The sequence below is a fragment of the Microbulbifer aggregans genome, from assembly GCF_020524005.1.
In the GTDB taxonomy this organism is placed as follows: domain Bacteria; phylum Pseudomonadota; class Gammaproteobacteria; order Pseudomonadales; family Cellvibrionaceae; genus Microbulbifer; species Microbulbifer aggregans_A.
Window position 1 is genome coordinate 139,234 of the sequence record NZ_JAIVKK010000005.1, and the last position, 15,396, is coordinate 154,629.

The 15,396-nt window shown below is 57.3% G+C and carries 19 protein-coding genes; 7 read left to right on the forward strand and 12 right to left on the reverse strand.

Annotated features, from left to right (window positions below; translation table 11 throughout):
* Nucleotides 1–51 precede the first annotated feature (51 nt).
* Nucleotides 52–759: a murein tripeptide amidase MpaA gene (gene mpaA, locus LC093_RS11175; protein ID WP_226664872.1), complete on the forward strand. Its 708-nt coding sequence runs from the start codon at nucleotides 52–54 to the stop codon at nucleotides 757–759.
* Nucleotides 760–795: 36 nt separating this feature from the next.
* On the opposite strand, the gene ycjG is transcribed toward mpaA, so the two are convergent.
* The 5 genes from ycjG to rpoE form a co-directional block, all read right to left on the reverse strand.
* Nucleotides 796–1,743 carry an L-Ala-D/L-Glu epimerase gene (gene ycjG / locus LC093_RS11180; protein WP_226664873.1) on the reverse strand — a complete coding sequence of 316 codons (948 nt, stop codon included), beginning with the start codon at nucleotides 1,741–1,743 and terminating at the stop codon, nucleotides 796–798.
* A 195-nt stretch (nucleotides 1,744–1,938) separates the two neighbouring features.
* Nucleotides 1,939–2,403, reverse strand: a complete 465-nt coding sequence (locus LC093_RS11185; protein ID WP_226664874.1) for a SoxR reducing system RseC family protein — start codon at nucleotides 2,401–2,403, stop codon at nucleotides 1,939–1,941.
* Between the two features lie 66 nt (nucleotides 2,404–2,469).
* Nucleotides 2,470–3,525, reverse strand: a complete 1,056-nt coding sequence (locus LC093_RS11190; RefSeq protein WP_226664875.1) for a MucB/RseB C-terminal domain-containing protein — start codon at nucleotides 3,523–3,525, stop codon at nucleotides 2,470–2,472.
* Between the two features lie 103 nt (nucleotides 3,526–3,628).
* Nucleotides 3,629–4,324: a sigma-E factor negative regulatory protein gene (locus LC093_RS11195; RefSeq protein ID WP_226664876.1), complete on the reverse strand. Its 696-nt coding sequence runs from the start codon at nucleotides 4,322–4,324 to the stop codon at nucleotides 3,629–3,631.
* A 199-nt stretch (nucleotides 4,325–4,523) separates the two neighbouring features.
* On the reverse strand, nucleotides 4,524–5,138 hold the full coding sequence (gene rpoE, locus LC093_RS11200; RefSeq protein ID WP_226664877.1) for an RNA polymerase sigma factor RpoE: 615 nt from the start codon (nucleotides 5,136–5,138) through the stop codon (nucleotides 4,524–4,526).
* Nucleotides 5,139–5,299: 161 nt separating this feature from the next.
* Between rpoE and nadB the strand changes: the two genes are divergently transcribed.
* Nucleotides 5,300–6,937, forward strand: coding sequence for an L-aspartate oxidase (gene nadB, locus LC093_RS11205; protein WP_226664878.1), 1,638 nt, complete (start codon nucleotides 5,300–5,302; stop codon nucleotides 6,935–6,937).
* A 36-nt stretch (nucleotides 6,938–6,973) separates the two neighbouring features.
* Here nadB and LC093_RS20460 read toward each other — a convergent pair whose 3' ends face one another.
* A complete protein-coding gene (locus LC093_RS20460; protein WP_319004921.1) occupies nucleotides 6,974–7,459 on the reverse strand; it encodes a protein YgfX in 486 nt (161 codons plus the stop codon).
* Complete coding sequence (locus LC093_RS11215) at nucleotides 7,434–7,679, reverse strand: succinate dehydrogenase assembly factor 2 (protein WP_226664880.1); 246 nt, start codon at nucleotides 7,677–7,679, stop codon at nucleotides 7,434–7,436. Before LC093_RS11215 ends, LC093_RS20460 begins: the two co-directional genes overlap by 26 nt.
* Before the next feature lie 145 nt (nucleotides 7,680–7,824).
* Between LC093_RS11215 and LC093_RS11220 the strand changes: the two genes are divergently transcribed.
* Nucleotides 7,825–8,880, forward strand: coding sequence for a YgfZ/GcvT domain-containing protein (locus tag LC093_RS11220; RefSeq protein WP_226664881.1), 1,056 nt, complete (start codon nucleotides 7,825–7,827; stop codon nucleotides 8,878–8,880).
* 2 nt (nucleotides 8,881–8,882) lie between these two features.
* Here the strand turns inward: LC093_RS11220 and ung are convergent, their stop codons facing one another.
* From ung to LC093_RS11245, 5 genes are read right to left on the reverse strand one after another with little or no spacing between them, the layout of a single operon-like run.
* The gene (gene ung / locus LC093_RS11225) at nucleotides 8,883–9,605 is read right to left on the reverse strand and encodes a uracil-DNA glycosylase (RefSeq protein WP_226664882.1); all 723 of its coding nucleotides are present in this window, start codon (nucleotides 9,603–9,605) and stop codon (nucleotides 8,883–8,885) included.
* Between the two features lie 7 nt (nucleotides 9,606–9,612).
* Nucleotides 9,613–10,197 (reverse strand): uracil-DNA glycosylase family protein, encoded by a 585-nt coding sequence (locus LC093_RS11230; RefSeq protein ID WP_226664883.1) that lies wholly within the window; start codon nucleotides 10,195–10,197, stop codon nucleotides 9,613–9,615.
* Entirely contained in the window at nucleotides 10,194–11,171 is a 978-nt protein-coding gene (locus LC093_RS11235; RefSeq protein ID WP_226664884.1) for an esterase-like activity of phytase family protein, read from the reverse strand. The genes LC093_RS11230 and LC093_RS11235 overlap by 4 nt, the downstream gene beginning before the upstream one ends.
* Nucleotides 11,172–11,209: 38 nt before the next feature.
* Nucleotides 11,210–11,692 carry a YajQ family cyclic di-GMP-binding protein gene (locus LC093_RS11240; RefSeq protein WP_226664885.1) on the reverse strand — a complete coding sequence of 161 codons (483 nt, stop codon included), beginning with the start codon at nucleotides 11,690–11,692 and terminating at the stop codon, nucleotides 11,210–11,212.
* A gap of 56 nt (nucleotides 11,693–11,748) precedes the next feature.
* Entirely contained in the window at nucleotides 11,749–12,285 is a 537-nt protein-coding gene (locus LC093_RS11245) for a YaeQ family protein (protein ID WP_226664886.1), read from the reverse strand.
* 98 nt (nucleotides 12,286–12,383) lie between these two features.
* On the opposite strand from LC093_RS11245, the gene LC093_RS11250 reads away from it, so the two are divergent.
* The 4 genes from LC093_RS11250 to LC093_RS11265 all read left to right on the forward strand — a co-directional run bounded on the left by LC093_RS11250 (nucleotide 12,384) and on the right by LC093_RS11265 (nucleotide 15,323).
* Entirely contained in the window at nucleotides 12,384–13,013 is a 630-nt protein-coding gene (locus tag LC093_RS11250) for a LemA family protein (protein ID WP_226664887.1), read from the forward strand.
* 20 nt (nucleotides 13,014–13,033) lie between these two features.
* Entirely contained in the window at nucleotides 13,034–13,789 is a 756-nt protein-coding gene (locus LC093_RS11255; RefSeq protein ID WP_226664888.1) for a TPM domain-containing protein, read from the forward strand.
* The gene (locus LC093_RS11260; RefSeq protein WP_226664889.1) at nucleotides 13,789–14,397 is read left to right on the forward strand and encodes a TPM domain-containing protein; all 609 of its coding nucleotides are present in this window, start codon (nucleotides 13,789–13,791) and stop codon (nucleotides 14,395–14,397) included. The genes LC093_RS11255 and LC093_RS11260 overlap by 1 nt, the downstream gene beginning before the upstream one ends.
* A gap of 74 nt (nucleotides 14,398–14,471) precedes the next feature.
* Nucleotides 14,472–15,323 (forward strand): PDZ domain-containing protein, encoded by an 852-nt coding sequence (locus LC093_RS11265; RefSeq protein WP_226664890.1) that lies wholly within the window; start codon nucleotides 14,472–14,474, stop codon nucleotides 15,321–15,323.
* The last annotated feature ends 73 nt before the right edge of the window (nucleotides 15,324–15,396 follow it).

Here is a 15,396-nt window from a genome sequence, read left to right on the forward strand (position 1 = left end):
TTTTTTCGAGAAAGTTCGCATTTTCCAGTGTAAAACAGTGTTAAGGACCCCATGCCAGAATTGCGCCCCCGCCAGCAGCGCGGATTGTTCCATCACCAGCGTCACTCATACGGCCAGTCAGCACTGGGCGCACCGCTGTTCTACTTCCCCGCCGAGATCGTGGATCAAAATTCCGGCATCGTTATGGCCGGCACCCACGGCGATGAGGTAGCGGCGGTCGTAGCTCTCTCCTGCGCCCTGCGATCCCTTGCCAGCGGACAACTCCGCCACCACGTAATCCTCGCGGTTAACCCGGACGGTTGCCAACTGGGCATCCGGGGCAACGCCAATGGCGTGGACCTCAACCGCAACTTCGCCACTGAAAACTGGCAAGCAGGTGGAACCGTGTACCGCTGGAACAGCGCAGCCGAAGCCCGCGACGTGTACCTGTCCACCGGTGACAACCCCGGCTCGGAACCCGAAACCCAGGCGCTCTGCCGGCTGATACAGGAACTGGCTCCGGCCTGGATTGTTTCTATCCACGAACCTCTGGCCTGCGTGGAAGACCCACAGCAAAGTCCTTTAGGGCACTGGCTCGCAGAAAACATTGAACTCCCCCTGGTAAGCGATGTTGGCTACAAGACCCCAGGCTCCTTTGGCACCTGGTGCGCGGAGCAGCAACATCATTGCATTACCCTGGAGTACCCACCGATCTCCGCTGATGCCGCCAGCGAGGAGTATCTCGACACCATGGCGACCCTGCTTTGCTATAGCGAGTAACCTACCCCCATTCACCAAATCAGGAAGCTACGGATCTCAAGTCCAGTAAACCCGCCCACCCGAGAACTTCAGCGGCTCAACATCGTTGGCCAACCAGGTAGGCCCATCCAGATCCACAAACCGGGCCTGACTACCCAGAGGCCAGGCAGCGCGCACCGCACGTGAAGTGCACAGCATGCATCCGAGCATCAACTCGAACCCCATACGCCGCCCTTCTTCTGCCAGCGCCAGCGCCTCGGTAATACCGCCAGTTTTATCGAGTTTTATGTTCAGCATGTCGTAGCGCCCCTGCAGCCGCGGCAAGTCCTTACGGGTGTGACAGCTTTCATCGGCGCAGATTGGCAGGGGGTGAGGGAAATGCGCCAGCAGCTCATCGTCCGCCGCCGGCAGCGGCTGCTCGAGCATCGTCACACCACGCTCCGCCAGCGCCTCACACAGCTGTGAAAGCCCCTCCCCACTCCAGGCTTCGTTGGCATCAATGACGAGTTCCGCAGAGGGTGCCGCAGCTCGCACCGCCTCCACGCGCGGTAATACCTGCTCTCGATCAAGCTTGAGCTTGAGGACTGACACACCACGCTCCACAGCAACCATTGCCGCCTCGGCCATTGACTCGGGAGAGCCAATTACTAATGTCTGCACAGTAGGTAAAGAAAGAGAATCTGGAAGATGCGCCCCGCTTTGCTTCGAATGCCAATCGGCCATCGCGCAGTCAATCGCGTTGCGCGCCGCACCCGCCAACGCCAGAGACTGCAGCTCGGCCTGGGTAAGGCCCCGCTCCAGCGCCGGTGCCAACGAACGGATCTCGGCCAGTACGGACTCAACGCTCTCACCATAGCGCGCGTAGGGCGTGCACTCTCCCACGCCGGTAAAACCTGCTGAGGAATATTCCACCACCACGACATCCGCCTGGCTGCGCGCACCGCGAGAAATCACAAACGATGTCTTCAGCGGCCAACTCTCGGCGTAGCTGCGCACTTCGACCATAGCCCCCCTCCGGGGAGAAATTATGGGAATCGGAGAAAAGAGCCGCGCGCCGCGGCGACCCAGCTTTCAGTGTAGGAAAAGACGGGGGATGCACCTCGGAATTCTGCGGGCTTTAATTGGGATGGATCGCGGGAAGCGCAGCTCACAGGCTGAGTTCATTCAACCAAAACAGTCTAAGGGCTTTGGCGCCCCGCCTCAGCCCGCAGGAGTAGAGCAAGGTTGGCTGTGCTCCAGCCGCAAGAGTTGGGGGACCATCGCGGGGTTATTGCGATTGCGGCTGCCAAACCAACGCACACCGATGCCACCACCAACCAATCCGGCCAGCGCAACGATAATGGCACCCGGCTCCGCAGCCAGCATATTGCCAAGTTGCGCCCCGGCAAGCATACCCACCAGCGGCAGCAGATAAACGATTAAGGCACTACTCGCGAGGGTGTTTTCTGAAATTCCGATAACCACTGTGTCATGCAACGCCAGTTGGGACAGCTGACGAGGCGCCACCGGCACATGAATCCGCGAAGTATTCGACCAGAAATCACCGAGCAGTCCGGTGCCGCACCCGGACTTGGCCGCACAGCCGTGACAACTGCTGCGCTGCACAGTCTCAACCCAGATTCCATCCTGGCCAAGGGCGACAACTCTGCCCCGCTCTTCGATCATAAATTCAGCCTGTCAAATTACCTGCCGGGAGGCCCTAACTCACCCCGCAGGGCGAAGTAACGGACATCAGTTTTTAGCGGCTATTCCGCGCGCGACCAATTGCGCCGTCTGCACGGGGATTTCGCCCACAACTGTAATGGTATAGCGCTGTTCGCCAACCAGTATGTGATCCATGTAGGCGACGGTCGCCCCACGCACCGCGCGACCGTTAAAATTCATTTCCGGGCCAAGCGACTGGATAAAGACGGTAAATACACTGAGACCATCGCTATAAACCAGCATCTCACCATCTTCAACTTCTCGAGCAGCCACGGCCTTGAAGCCGGGAGGCACCCAGCGTAAATCCCAACGGCTCACGATACTACCGCAGGCCGCCATGGTTTCACTTTTCCGCGCCGAATCCGTTTGCGCCACCAGCGCGCTATCGTCCACTGGAGACAAGTCGAGCTGTACAAACTGGTAGCGTTCCAGAATCTGACCATTCGCATTGACCAGTAATGACTTGAGCGGCAGACCAGTCTCTTTGTCCACGCTGACCATCATCCCCAGACGATGCATATCTTTTGGCCGCAACTCCAATACCACGGCGTCGCGATCGGCCACCCGCTCGTCGCCACGCAACAAAACATGGTAGAGCGCCTGAACATTCTGCTGCCCACTGCGACTCCAGATCCCCGCACGGGAAAGCGGGCTGCCCTCGCGCCGACAGTGGGCATCGTGGCCGCGACTGACCAGCTCTCGGGAGGTGCCACTGAGATAGCGCACCCGCTCCACCAGCTCGCCACCACGAATCCCGCGCACCACTTCCAGGGTTTCCAGCATGCCGACATGCTCAAAGGTCACCAGGCCACGGTACTCAAGGCTGGTTACCGCTTCCGCCATTTTATTCAGCCAGAAGGCCGGCGTTTGATCTTCATCCAAAGGCGCGCTCTCACCGCCTGCCTGCGCCACCACCAACAGTGGGGGACGGACAAGCTCACTATCCGCCGAGGCAGCCGCTTGCGCCTGAGCCTTTACTTGCTCAGAAGCCTGGTCCTGGGCCTGAATGACGGGCGCCACTAACAACAAAGCCAACAGCAAGCTGTTGGCTTTATCAGGGAAAGTTTGGAATCGCTTCAGCATGACAACTCTATTAATGGTTATCGGATATCGTTCATGCACTGGTTGCCGCCCGCCCCCACACATTCAGGGCACCTGACGGCATCCGCAGTCGCTGAGCAGGCCGTTATTCCGGCGGCTGCTCGCCATAGGTTGCACGGGCAAAAGGTACCATGCCCTGGCTACCCATTTGGGCCGCCTGCTCAGAGTGCTCAACCATTACCCGGTTGAGATGTCGCATTAAATCCGCCGAGGGCACCAGCTGCGCAGGCAAATTCTGCTGACCTGCGACTCCACGCTGCTCCGGGGTTACCAGCGGCATCGTGGAAACGGAGCGGGTATTCAGAGCGGGAACATAGAAACCACTCGGCCTGGGCGCCGACTGTACCGGCTGCTGGACCGGCCTTTCAACCTCGGCAACCAGTTCACCACCGGAGGTTACGGGCTGCTGTATCTGCTGCACACCCAGTACCGCCGCAAAAGCGACCGTTGCCGCCACGGCTCCGCGAGAAAGCGGACGCCACCAGCGACTGCGGGCCCCGGCATCATTAGCCGCCACATCGGGCTGCACATGGTGCGCGGGCTCTTCGTCAATGGCTACAGAAATACTGGCGGCCAGTCCCAGATCGACAGGTGCCACCTGCTCGCCGCGCATTACGCTGGCGGCCAACTGGTAGCGCGACCACCGCTGTCCCAGGTCATCCGCGCCGCCACCGGCAGAACTTTCTTTGAGCAAACGCTGAATTTCGAGTTCACTGGCCTCACCGTCCATCATTGCGGACAGTGACTCGTTCAAGCGCTGCTGATGCTTCCCGTGTGACATACGGGTCAACCCTCTTTCAGTGCAATACCACGGATGCTGTTTCGCACCCTGTTTGTTGATATCTAGGACCGGCTATGTGGCCAAAAGTTTTATCTCCCAAGCAAAAATTGTGTGATTTCACTCAACTTTTATCTATGAGAGACATCTCGCCTACGACGCTTTGGTTATATTGAAACAAAGCTGCATAAAGATTAGCCGATTACCCGCGACCATCTACCGGCTCCGGCTCCCCGGCCATAACCTGCTGCACCGCACGGTCAATCGCCTCCCGGGCACGGAATATCCTCGACCTTACCGTTCCCACAGGACACCCCATGACCTCTGCGATCTCCTCGTAGCTCAACCCCTCCATCTCCCGCAGCGTGACCGCTGAGCGAAGATCTTCCGGCAAGTCGCGGATGGCCTGGTTTACCGTGGCCTCCAGCTGGTCGCGGAAAAGCTGATTCTCCGGGGTATCGTTATCACGCAGGGCTTCCGCGCCGGAATAGTACTCGGCATCTTCCATGTCCACATCGGAGGACGGTGGGCGACGACTGCGGGATACCAGGTGGTTCTTGGCGGTATTGATCGCAATTCGGTACATCCAGGTATAAAACGCGCTTTCGCCACGGAAATTCTTGAGCGCGCGATAGGCCTTGATGAAGGCCTCCTGGGTTACATCGTTCACTTCGGCATGATCATTGATATAGCGGCTAACCACAGCCATGATCTTGTGCTGATACTTCAATACCAGCAGATCAAAAGCGCGCTTATCCCCTTTCTGGACCCGCTCTACCAGCTGGCTGTCACTTGGTGACGCCTGTTGCGCTGTCATCCCCTACTCCCAACCAGGCTCTCCCGGCACGATAATACGACCGCAGAGCGCGAGTTTATTCTGTTGTGTACAAGACACTGATGATCGGTCATAAGTTCCTGACAAATCAGTAATTTTCAAGATGTCGTATACTACGCGCCCCCAAACGCTAATAAAACTCCATGAGCGAACAAGTAAACGCACAATTGAACAGTTACGACGTACTGGTGGTCGGCAGTGGCGCTGCCGGGCTGACGCTGGCCCTGCACCTTGCGGACCGCTACCGCGTGGCACTGCTTTCCAAGCAGCGCCTGCAGGACGGCTCCACCTGGTTTGCCCAGGGCGGCATTGCCGCGGTACTGGACGAATCCGACTCGGTAGACTCCCATGTAGCCGATACATTAGATGCAGGAGCTGGACTCTGCCACCCGGATGCCGTGCGCTTTACGGTGGAAAACAGCCGCGACGCCATTCAATGGCTGATAGACCAGGGCGTCGACTTCACCCGCGAAGACGACGGCGAATACCACCTCACCAAGGAGGGCGGCCACGGCCACCGGCGCATCATTCACAGCGCCGACGCTACCGGCCGCGCGGTGCACAGCACATTGATTGAGCGGGTTCGCAACACCCCCAATCTCGATTGTTTCGAGCACCATATCGCCCTGGACCTGATTCGCCAGCCGGACGCCAATACCGGGCGATTCCGCTGCGCTGGCTGCTATGTATACAACAAAGCCTCGGAGGAAGTTGAAGTCTTCCAGGGCCGCGCCGTGGTTCTGGCCACCGGCGGAGCCAGCAAGGCATACCTCTATACCAGTAACCCGGATGGCGCCAGTGGCGACGGCATCGCCATGGCCTGGCGCGCGGGCTGCCGCGTGGCGAACATGGAATTCAACCAGTTCCACCCCACCTGCCTGTATCACCCCAAAGCCAAATCGATGCTGATCACTGAAGCCCTGCGCGGCGAAGGTGCACAACTGAAGTTGCCGAATGGCGAGCGCTTCATGGATCGTTTCGACAAGCGCGGCGAACTGGCCCCTCGGGATATCGTCGCCCGAGCCATCGACCACGAAATGAAGCGCCTGGGTGCTGATTGCGTCTATCTGGATATTTCCCATAAAGACCCGAAGTTTGTGCGGGAGCACTTCCCAACGGTTTACAGCAACTGCCTCGAATACGGTATCGACATCACCAAAGAACCGATACCGGTCGTGCCCGCAGCCCATTACACCTGTGGCGGGGTGATGGTTGACCAACACGGCCGCACCGATCTCGATCAGCTGTACGCGATTGGCGAGACGACATTCACCGGCCTCCATGGAGCCAACCGGCTGGCCAGCAACTCGCTACTGGAATGCGTGGTATACGCCCGCTCCGCCGCTCTGCATATAGAAAACAGCATCGACAAGGTTTCACCGCCCCGTCCCGCACTCGCCTGGGATGCTTCACGGGTAACGGACTCGGATGAGGACGTGGTGATATCCCACAACTGGGACGAACTGCGGCGCTTTATGTGGGACTTCGTCGGCATTGTGCGTACGCGCAAGCGCCTTCTGCGGGCGGAACACCGGGTAGCCTTACTGCAGCAGGAGATTCTGGAGTTCTACGCCAATTACCGTATTACCAGCGATTTGATCGAACTGCGGAATCTGGCAGTGGTATCCGACCTGATTATCCGCTCCGCGCTGGATCGCCGTGAGAGCCGTGGCCTGCATTACTCCCTCGACTACCCCGGTCAGCGGGAGTTGGCCATGGACACCATTCTGGTACCGGAAAACTTTGCCGACCAACGCCACTTTATTGGCCCGGCGAGCTAACCCGCACAAAACCGGGAAACATGGGCACCCGTCGCTTCAGGTAGTGCGTGAATATCGCAGCGCAACCTGCAAGCGACGCCAGTCATCGGGCGACACAGAGTCCCGCGCCACCACCAACCTAAGACGACCTCCGTCCAGGTAGCGGCCATTGATCACAATCAGCCAGTTCCACGCCACCAGCTCTCCCTGAAAACAAAATTCACGCCTCTCCCCCCCGGCACTTTGCCAGTACCAGCGCCGGTCACCGGTCGAAAGCCGTCCGTACCCGCACCGCAACCGCCCGAACTCTAGATACGTGAATGCAATGACCAGAATGGAGCCCAGGCAAGCAAACAGCCAGTAGAGCGGGGAAAGCCACAACAGCAAAAGGGATTGGCATGTCGCCAGAATCAGGAGCCCCCGCAACAGACGCGAGGGTACAAGGTCACAGGCCAGCCTTGCACTGCGCCCGGGTATGGCAGCAGCAGGACCGGCCTGGGGAAGGGAAACCGGCGTTTCAGTCCTGCAGGCCGGTGTTGTCACGGATGATCTGTACAATGTGCTTCAGATCGGGGTCCTGCGGATCCTCTCTCCGCAGGAACCAGGCAAACAGGTCCTGATCCTGCTCATCCAGCAGGCGGATATAGCGCTGCTGATCTTCCGGATCCAGAGTCTCGTAAACGTTATCCAGAAACGGCAGCAGTACCAGATCCAGCTCCAGCATACCCCGTCGGCTAGCCCAAAACAGGCGATTGCGATCCATACTTCCCTCTCAAACGCTTACGTTGCCAAATTAAGAATTCGCGCAGTATAACGCACCGTACGCGAACGCGCCCCGGTTGAAATTCAGTAGCAAACCCCCAGATACTGCAGCCCAATTTCCGGAAATCCGATACAGCGAGTACAGCATGGATCAACAGCAGTGGCAGGAGTACCTCATCAGCCAGGGCGCCCAATGGAGCGAGGGAGCAGCCAGCTTCCCGGACAATAGCGCACACGCCGACCTCCAGTTGATCGACCTCAGCCCTCTCGGAGCCATTTCCGTCTCCGGTCCAGACAGCCAGAAGTTTCTGCAGGGACAACTCACCTGCGACCTGATCAACCTTCCGGATGAACACCTGACCCTCGGCGGCCATTGCAACCCGAAAGGGCGCATGATCAGCGCATTTCATATTCTTAAGGTCAGCCAGAGTGAATTTTTGCTGTTACTGCCCCGGGATTTGACTCCAATCGCGCTGGCCGCACTGAAAAAGTACGCCGTATTTTTCAAGACCGAACTCAAGTCTCTGGAGGGGGTATTCCGCTGGCTGGGTCTCTGTGGACACGATGCCGGCACTCGCGCCAGCCACCTGCTGAACCTGTCGCATAACAGCAAGGGCGACCTGATTCCAGGTCAATTGATCCCCTTCGACCACAACGGCACGCGGGCCATCGCAGGCATGCTCCAGGAACGCATGGTAGCCGTGCTGGTTGCCGAAGAGCAGGCAGCCGACCTGTGGCAGCAGCTCACAAGAACCCCCGCGACACCAGCCAGCTACAACCACTGGCAACAGCAATGGATCGCCGCGGGCGTGCCGGAACTGCACGCCGCAACCAGTGAAATGTTTATCCCGCAAATGCTCAACCTGCACCTGCTCGGCGCAGTCAGCTTTAAAAAGGGTTGCTACACCGGACAGGAAGTCGTCGCACGAATGCAATACCTGGGAGCAGCCAAGCGCCGCATGTACCTGGCCAGCGTCGATGGCGTTGAGCTCCCGGAGCCGGGAGTGGAAATATTTACACCAAATGGCAGCTCCAGTGTTGGCAACCTGGTATCCGCCTGCAAGACGGAAAACGGGATCGAGCTACTCGCTGTACTGACCAAATCCAAGGTGGTGGATAACGCGTTGATGCAATTGCAGGATGGCAGGCAACTCAGCCTCTATGAGCTGCCTTACGACGCAGACGCAGACCCACTTGCCTGAGATCAGATTTCCACGGATACGCGATGTAACTCACTGGCCGCCGGCAATGCCCAGTTGACCGGAGCCTCGCCGTGCTGCTCCAACCATTGATTAGCCTGGGAAAACGGCCGCGTACCGAAAAAGCCCCGGTGCGCAGAGAGCGGCGAGGGGTGCGGCGCACGCAAAACCAGATGCCGGTTGCGATCAATGAAGCTGCCCTTCTTCTGCGCGTAACTTCCCCACAGAATAAATACCAACCCATCGCGCTGCTCTGCCAGCGCGTGCACCGCTGCATCGGTAAACTGCTCCCAACCGCGCCCCTGGTGCGCGCCTGCCCGGCTCTCCTCCACCGTCAAGGTGGCATTCAACAATAAAACACCCTGCTCTGCCCACGGCTGCAGGCAACCGTGAGTGGGCGGGGTAATACCGAGGTCGGAAGCCAGCTCCTTATAGATATTCTGTAACGACGGCGGTATACGTACCCCTGGCATCACGGAAAAACACAAACCGTGAGCCTGGCCCGCACCGTGATACGGATCCTGCCCCAGAATCACCACCTTCACCTGATCGAAGGGTGTGGAATTAAACGCGTTGAATATCTGACCACCCGGGGGAAAAATATTTTTACCCGCCTGTTTTTCCTGCTGTAAAAACCCCCTCAACTCGGCCATATATGGCTTATTGAACTCAGGTTGTAAAACCGCATACCAGGTGGGATGAATTTTTACATTCGCCGAAATCTGCATTACTGACCTACAAAATATCGTGTATTTGTGTGCGCAGCGCCGGCACTACCAATTCTTCAAACCAGGGGCGCTGTTTGAGCCACAGGGTATTTCGGGGGCTGGGATGGGGCAAGGGGAAAAAGCCAAATGGCAGCGCGTCGGCAAAGTGGCGAACGTTTTCGGTGATGCTGCCGTACCAGCGGGGCAGATAATATCTCTGTGCGTACTGGCCGATCAGCAAGGTCAGCTGGATATTAGGCAACTCCGCCAACAGGCGTGCGTGCCAGGTTTCGGCGCACTCGGGACGCGGAGGCAAATCACCGCCTTTGCCGCGCCCGGGGTAACAAAATCCCATCGGGACTATAGCAATACGAGACTGGTCGTAAAAAGTTTCACGATCCATTTGCAGCCAGTTGCGCAGGCGATCACCGGACGGGTCGTTCCAGGGAATTCCGGTCTCGTGTACCCGCGTTCCCGGCGCCTGACCGACAATCAACAACCTGGCAGACCGCGCGGCGCTCAGGACAGGCCTTGGCCCAAGAGGCAGGCTGCCTTCACACAGCCGACACCCACTGACTTCTTCGAGCAATACTTTCAGTCGGTCAGAAGTCACGGCGACAATCGCTTTCCTACATCAATCGCCGGATGGGACAGCAACAACAACAATCCCCGCGTATCGGACTCATCTTTCATCCGGGCAACGCCATTGTTGTCCAGCATTACAAAAATGCCCCGCTTGTCCACCTCCAGTCCCTCACCCTTCCCGAACCGACCGGTCCGGTAGCGGTATTCAGGGGATCGCTCTATATGCCGGTAAGTGACGCACCAGTTTGCGTGCAGGTTTGTCAGTGACCGCTGACAGACGGCGTACGCATTCCGCTCGAGGGTATACAGGTATCCGCCGTAATACGCCAAACCGGCAACATCTTCCGAGAAGCCACGAAAGTCCAGCCCGGCAACCGGTGGAACCTGAAAGAACGCATGACCTTCGCGGTCTCCCGGCTTCAATTGCAGCAAACCTCGCGGGTTTCGCTCCAGGGCAATCCAGAAATCCTCACCGGCTTTCACCAGCCCTTCGCTGCCACCATTGAAATCGTGTATGTAACCTGCCCTCCACGCCGATTCCAACCACTTTTGCGGGGTCCAGCGCGCAACCTGCGCTCTCGCATCCAGCGATGCCAATCGGTTGTGCCTCTCGCTCAGCAAATAGAAGTGTTCCTCATCGCAGGTCACACCTTCGAAATCCATACTGAGATCAACACTGGCAACATGCAGTGCGCGCGCCTTAAGGGATACCGGCTGATCGTCCGGGAGCCCCGGAGGGGTAAACCTCGCTCGCTCCACCAATGCAACGCTGGTCTCACCCAAATGCGGCGTCAGTGAGTAAAAACGGTCTGAGGCCTTGTCAGCCACTGCAACCAGCTCTCCCCAGCAAAGGCTGAGACCGGAAATATCCAGCCCTTCGCTGCCGTCTACCCACCAGGCCTGTACCAGCTCTGCCGGTACAACCTCTGTTGAATCGGTGGCAGCGGTTGCCGGAATAGCCAGGAACGCAATCAGTGCCGCGAACAAACTTCGTTTTTTCAACTGCCTATTCACCTCCTGGCGCCTGTGCGGGAACTGTCTTAATCGCGAAAATTATTGAACTGCAAAGGCTGTTCCAGTTCTTTGCCACGCAACATAGCGATCACCTGCTGAAGATCATCGCGCTTCTTGCCGGTGACCCGCACCTGATCCCCCTGGATGGAAGCCTGCACTTTCAGTTTTTCATCCTTGATGATCTTTATGATCTTTTTCGACAAATCTTTGTCGAGACCATTTTTCAGGGTGACCGCAACCTTCACCTGCTTGCCCGATTGCTCGGGCTCCCCAGCCTCCATCGCCAGCGGGTCGATACTGCACTTGATCAGCGCCGCGCGCAGCATATCCACCATCTGCGCAACCTGCATATCGGACTCGGCACGCAACGTCAGCGCAAAGTCCGACATCTCAACTTCCGCATCCACGCCTTTAAAGTCGAAACGGTTGGTAATGGTCCGGTTCACCTGGTCCACTGCGTTAGTCAGCTGGTGTTTATCTACTTCAGAAACAATGTCAAAGGATGGCATTTACAAATTCCCCTTAAATTCCGCCCAAAAGTGAGTGGGCGAATGTCTATCAAAATTTACTTCCAGATCTCTGGCACAACTTCCACACTGTGTGCATCACTGGCAATCCAGATATGTCCGTCCTGAATCGTCACACTGAGATCCATATTGCGGTTAGCCAGATTCGCCAGCGCTCCGCAGGCCTCCGCCGGCAGGAACAATACTTCCAGGTTCTCAAAGCGTTCACACACTGAAGCCATTTTCTGCCACCACACCGGCGCCGTCCGCTGTCCGTAGGCATAAATACGGACGGCCTGAGCCCGATTGCTGGCCTTCCGCACCCGGTCGTCTGCGGGCACCCCCACCTCAATCCACTGTTCGATCTCGCCACTCAAATTGTGCCGCCACAAATCCGCCTCATCATCGCTGGACAGGCCCCGGGTAAATTCAAGTTGCTCGTGCGCATTGTGGGCGAATGCAAGCAACCGGATCATCATTCGTTCGTCTGTTTCAGATGGGTGTCGTGCCAGTGTCAGGTGATGTTCACCGTAGTACTCCCGGTCCATATCAGCAATCTGGACCCGGGCTTTGAAGATTGTTGCTTTAAGTGCCATTACTACTCTCGAAATGGCGGCTCCGGGGGGACTTTTCCACGGAAGCCGGTTATTGACGACTATTATTGTCTCGTTCGGAACCAACATGGATGATCGGTATGAACTCTGCACTCACGGGCAAACAGAATTCCACCCTGCGCCGAGTCTGGCAAACATCGTTGCTGGCGCTCATTGCGCTGGGGCTGAGCGGCTGTGGTATTAACAACATCCCCACCTACGATGAAAATGTCAAAGCCGCCTGGGCTCAGGTACAAAACCAGTATCAGCGCCGCGCAGACCTGATCCCCAACCTGGTAAAAACGGTCAAGGCTTATGCGGCCCATGAGCAGGAAACCCTGCAGGCTGTCACTGAGGCCCGAGCCAAAGTGAACTCCATGCAGGTCGACGCCGACGTTATCAATGACCCGGCCAAACTCCAGCAGTTTGAAGCGGCCCAGGCTCAACTGAGTAGCGCACTCTCCCGCCTTATGGTCGTGGTGGAACGCTACCCTGATCTTAAAGCCAACCAGAATTTCCTGGCGCTGCAGTCCCAGCTGGAAGGTACGGAGAATCGTATCAGCGTAGCCCGCCGGGATTATATCGCCGCTGTTGAGCGCTACAACCGGGAAATCCGCACCTTCCCGGGACGCATCTGGCACAAAGTCCTGTACAGCGACCTGCCCATCCGCGAAACCTTTGAGGCCACCACTGAAGGTGCGGAAAAAGCCCCGGAAGTGGACTTCCAGTAATCGCGTAACCGGAGTCTTTCATGGCGATCCGTTGGGTCACCCTGTTACTGGCCACCCTCGCCGCCCTGCTCGGGGCGGCATTGGCTGTGGCGGATATAAAGTTCCCACCCCTCTCTGGTCGCGTTGTAGATAATGCCAACCTGCTAAGCGCCAGTACCCGCTACCAGCTGACAACCCTGCTGCAGCAACACGAGAAAGAAACCAGTAACCAGATAGTGGTGGTCACACTCCCGGATCTGGAGGGTTACACCATTGAGGAATTTGGCTACCAACTGGCGCGACACTGGAAAATCGGCCAAAAGGGCAAAGACAACGGCGTGCTGTTAATCATTGCGCCCAGCGAGCAGCAGCTACGCATTGAGGTTGGATACGGATTGGAAGGTCCGCTGACTGATGCGCTGTCCTCCAACATCATTCATACGAAGATCCTCCCTCATTTCCGCAATGGTGACTTTGATGGCGGCGTCATCGCCGGAGTTCAATCCATAATCGCCGCAATCAAAAACGAATACGTCGCCGAACCCACGGAAACCAACGGTGATCGCCAGCTGGCTTTACTGATCGCGATCTTTCTGTTGTTTGTCATGCTGCAGCTGTTTGGCTCATCAGTGTTCGGCGCACCCGGTGGCAGCCGCACTTACCGCCGCGGTCGATATGGCGGCTACTACGGCGGCGGAGGCTTTGGTGGCGGATTCGGCGGCGGTGGTGGTTTTGGCGGCGGATTTGGTGGCGGTGGTGGCGGATTCGGTGGCGGCGGCGCATCGGGAGGCTGGTAATGTTGAATGCAAGCGAACGCAGAACGCTGTCGGAGACCATCAAAGAGGTGGAGTCGAAAACGGACGCCGAAGTTGTCACCGTTCTCGCCCGGGAAGCAGACAACTACCTGTACATTTCCACCTTGTGGGCGGCTTTTCTGGCCCTGCTACTGGCACCCCTGTTCCAGTTTTTACCTTGGTGGCTGGAGTACCAGCAGGCTTTCACCCTTCAATGGCTACTCTTTATCGCGCTCGCGGTGATCTTCCGATGGCGGCCACTCACCATGCGCCTGGTCCCCAAAAGGATCAAGTTCTGGCGCGCGAGCAATTTGGCTCGCCGACAGTTTTTACAGCAGGAGCTCCACCACACCAAAGACCGGCTCGGCCTGCTGATTTTCGTTTCCGTCGCAGAACACTATGTAGAAATACTCGCCGACCGGGGTCTCGCCGAACAGATCACTAACGAAAGCTGGCAAGAAATTGTGGAACACTTCATCCTCGAAGTGAAAAAAGGCAAAACCAACGAAGCCTTTGTGCACTGTGTGGAAAAATGTGGCGAACTCCTTGAAGAAGCGGCCCCCGCAACGGTAGCCAAGAACGAACTATCCAATCACCTCGTGGTTCTATAATCCTGAATAACACTCAACTTACTTCCCGGACAGGGAAGAAATCGCGCCAAACACCCTGGAACGCAGGTGCCGACATGAGCCTGAGCAAGCCACTGATCATCGCCTCCATGGCTTCGATTTTTTTGATCGGAGTCGCCGTCGCGCAATGGTCAGGACCGGATAAAACCGCCTCCACCAGCGGTAGCTTTACCAGCAACAAAGGCCTGGAATCCCGAATCCGGCAGCTGGAGTCGTCTGTGGAAGAAACTCTCAAGATCCAGGGACAGCTACTGGAACTGGTCAATGAGCTCAGCGGCAGACTCCTGCCCGAGCAGGAAGGCGCAAAAACCCGCAATGCTTCCCACTTGGTGCCCGAACAACCCACGGTAACAAATGCGCCGCAAAACCGGCGGCATGAAATAGACAACCATGAAACCCGCTTCGACCGCATGCGAGAAAACCAGTTGCGGCGGCTGACCGACGCGGGAATCAGCCCAGAGCGCGCAGCATTTATCCTCGACAAACAGGAGCGGATTCAATACGAGCAGATGCAACTGTCTTATGAATACCGCTACTTAAAAGACAAATCCTCTTCTGAGGCCCGCGCCCTGCAGGAAAAAATCCACACATACAGCAATCCGCGCAGAGTCTTTGAGCAGGAACTGAATACCGATGAATTTGAGCAATACCTGAATGCCCAGGGCGGGCGGTCAGAACTGCAAATCGGCGATCTACTGGAATCCACCCCTGCCTACGAGGCCGGACTCAGGCCGGGCGACAAGATCATTCGTTACAACAATCAGCGCATATTCCATATGGGAGACCTGAGGTCCCAGGTGTATCAAGTGGAACCGGGAAAAAGCGTGGCAGTGGAGATACAGCGCCAGGGCAGTAGCAATAGTGAAGTGATTTATTTACCAAGTGGGCCTTTGGGCATTCGCGGCTAGCCGGTACGCCCAATCCATAGATCCGTATAAAGAGATCTTTCCCATATAAGCCATTACCAATAAAAAAGGCGAT

Bases quoted from the DNA above. Each gene is read 5' to 3' on its own strand.
- mpaA (WP_226664872.1), top strand. From the start codon at position 52: ATGCCAGAATTGCGCCCCCGCCAGCAGCGCGGATTGTTCCATCACCAG.
- ycjG (WP_226664873.1), bottom strand. From the start codon at position 1,743: ATGGTCGAAGTGCGCAGCTACGCCGAGAGTTGGCCGCTGAAGACATCG.
- LC093_RS11185 (WP_226664874.1), bottom strand. From the start codon at position 2,403: ATGATCGAAGAGCGGGGCAGAGTTGTCGCCCTTGGCCAGGATGGAATC.
- LC093_RS11190 (WP_226664875.1), bottom strand. From the start codon at position 3,525: ATGCTGAAGCGATTCCAAACTTTCCCTGATAAAGCCAACAGCTTGCTG.
- LC093_RS11195 (WP_226664876.1), bottom strand. From the start codon at position 4,324: ATGTCACACGGGAAGCATCAGCAGCGCTTGAACGAGTCACTGTCCGCA.
- rpoE (WP_226664877.1), bottom strand. From the start codon at position 5,138: ATGACAGCGCAACAGGCGTCACCAAGTGACAGCCAGCTGGTAGAGCGG.
- nadB (WP_226664878.1), top strand. From the start codon at position 5,300: ATGAGCGAACAAGTAAACGCACAATTGAACAGTTACGACGTACTGGTG.
- LC093_RS11215 (WP_226664880.1), bottom strand. From the start codon at position 7,679: ATGGATCGCAATCGCCTGTTTTGGGCTAGCCGACGGGGTATGCTGGAG.
- LC093_RS11220 (WP_226664881.1), top strand. From the start codon at position 7,825: ATGGATCAACAGCAGTGGCAGGAGTACCTCATCAGCCAGGGCGCCCAA.
- ung (WP_226664882.1), bottom strand. From the start codon at position 9,605: ATGCAGATTTCGGCGAATGTAAAAATTCATCCCACCTGGTATGCGGTT.
- LC093_RS11240 (WP_226664885.1), bottom strand. From the start codon at position 11,692: ATGCCATCCTTTGACATTGTTTCTGAAGTAGATAAACACCAGCTGACT.
- LC093_RS11245 (WP_226664886.1), bottom strand. From the start codon at position 12,285: ATGGCACTTAAAGCAACAATCTTCAAAGCCCGGGTCCAGATTGCTGAT.
- LC093_RS11250 (WP_226664887.1), top strand. From the start codon at position 12,384: ATGAACTCTGCACTCACGGGCAAACAGAATTCCACCCTGCGCCGAGTC.
- LC093_RS11255 (WP_226664888.1), top strand. From the start codon at position 13,034: ATGGCGATCCGTTGGGTCACCCTGTTACTGGCCACCCTCGCCGCCCTG.
- LC093_RS11260 (WP_226664889.1), top strand. From the start codon at position 13,789: ATGTTGAATGCAAGCGAACGCAGAACGCTGTCGGAGACCATCAAAGAG.
- LC093_RS11265 (WP_226664890.1), top strand. From the start codon at position 14,472: ATGAGCCTGAGCAAGCCACTGATCATCGCCTCCATGGCTTCGATTTTT.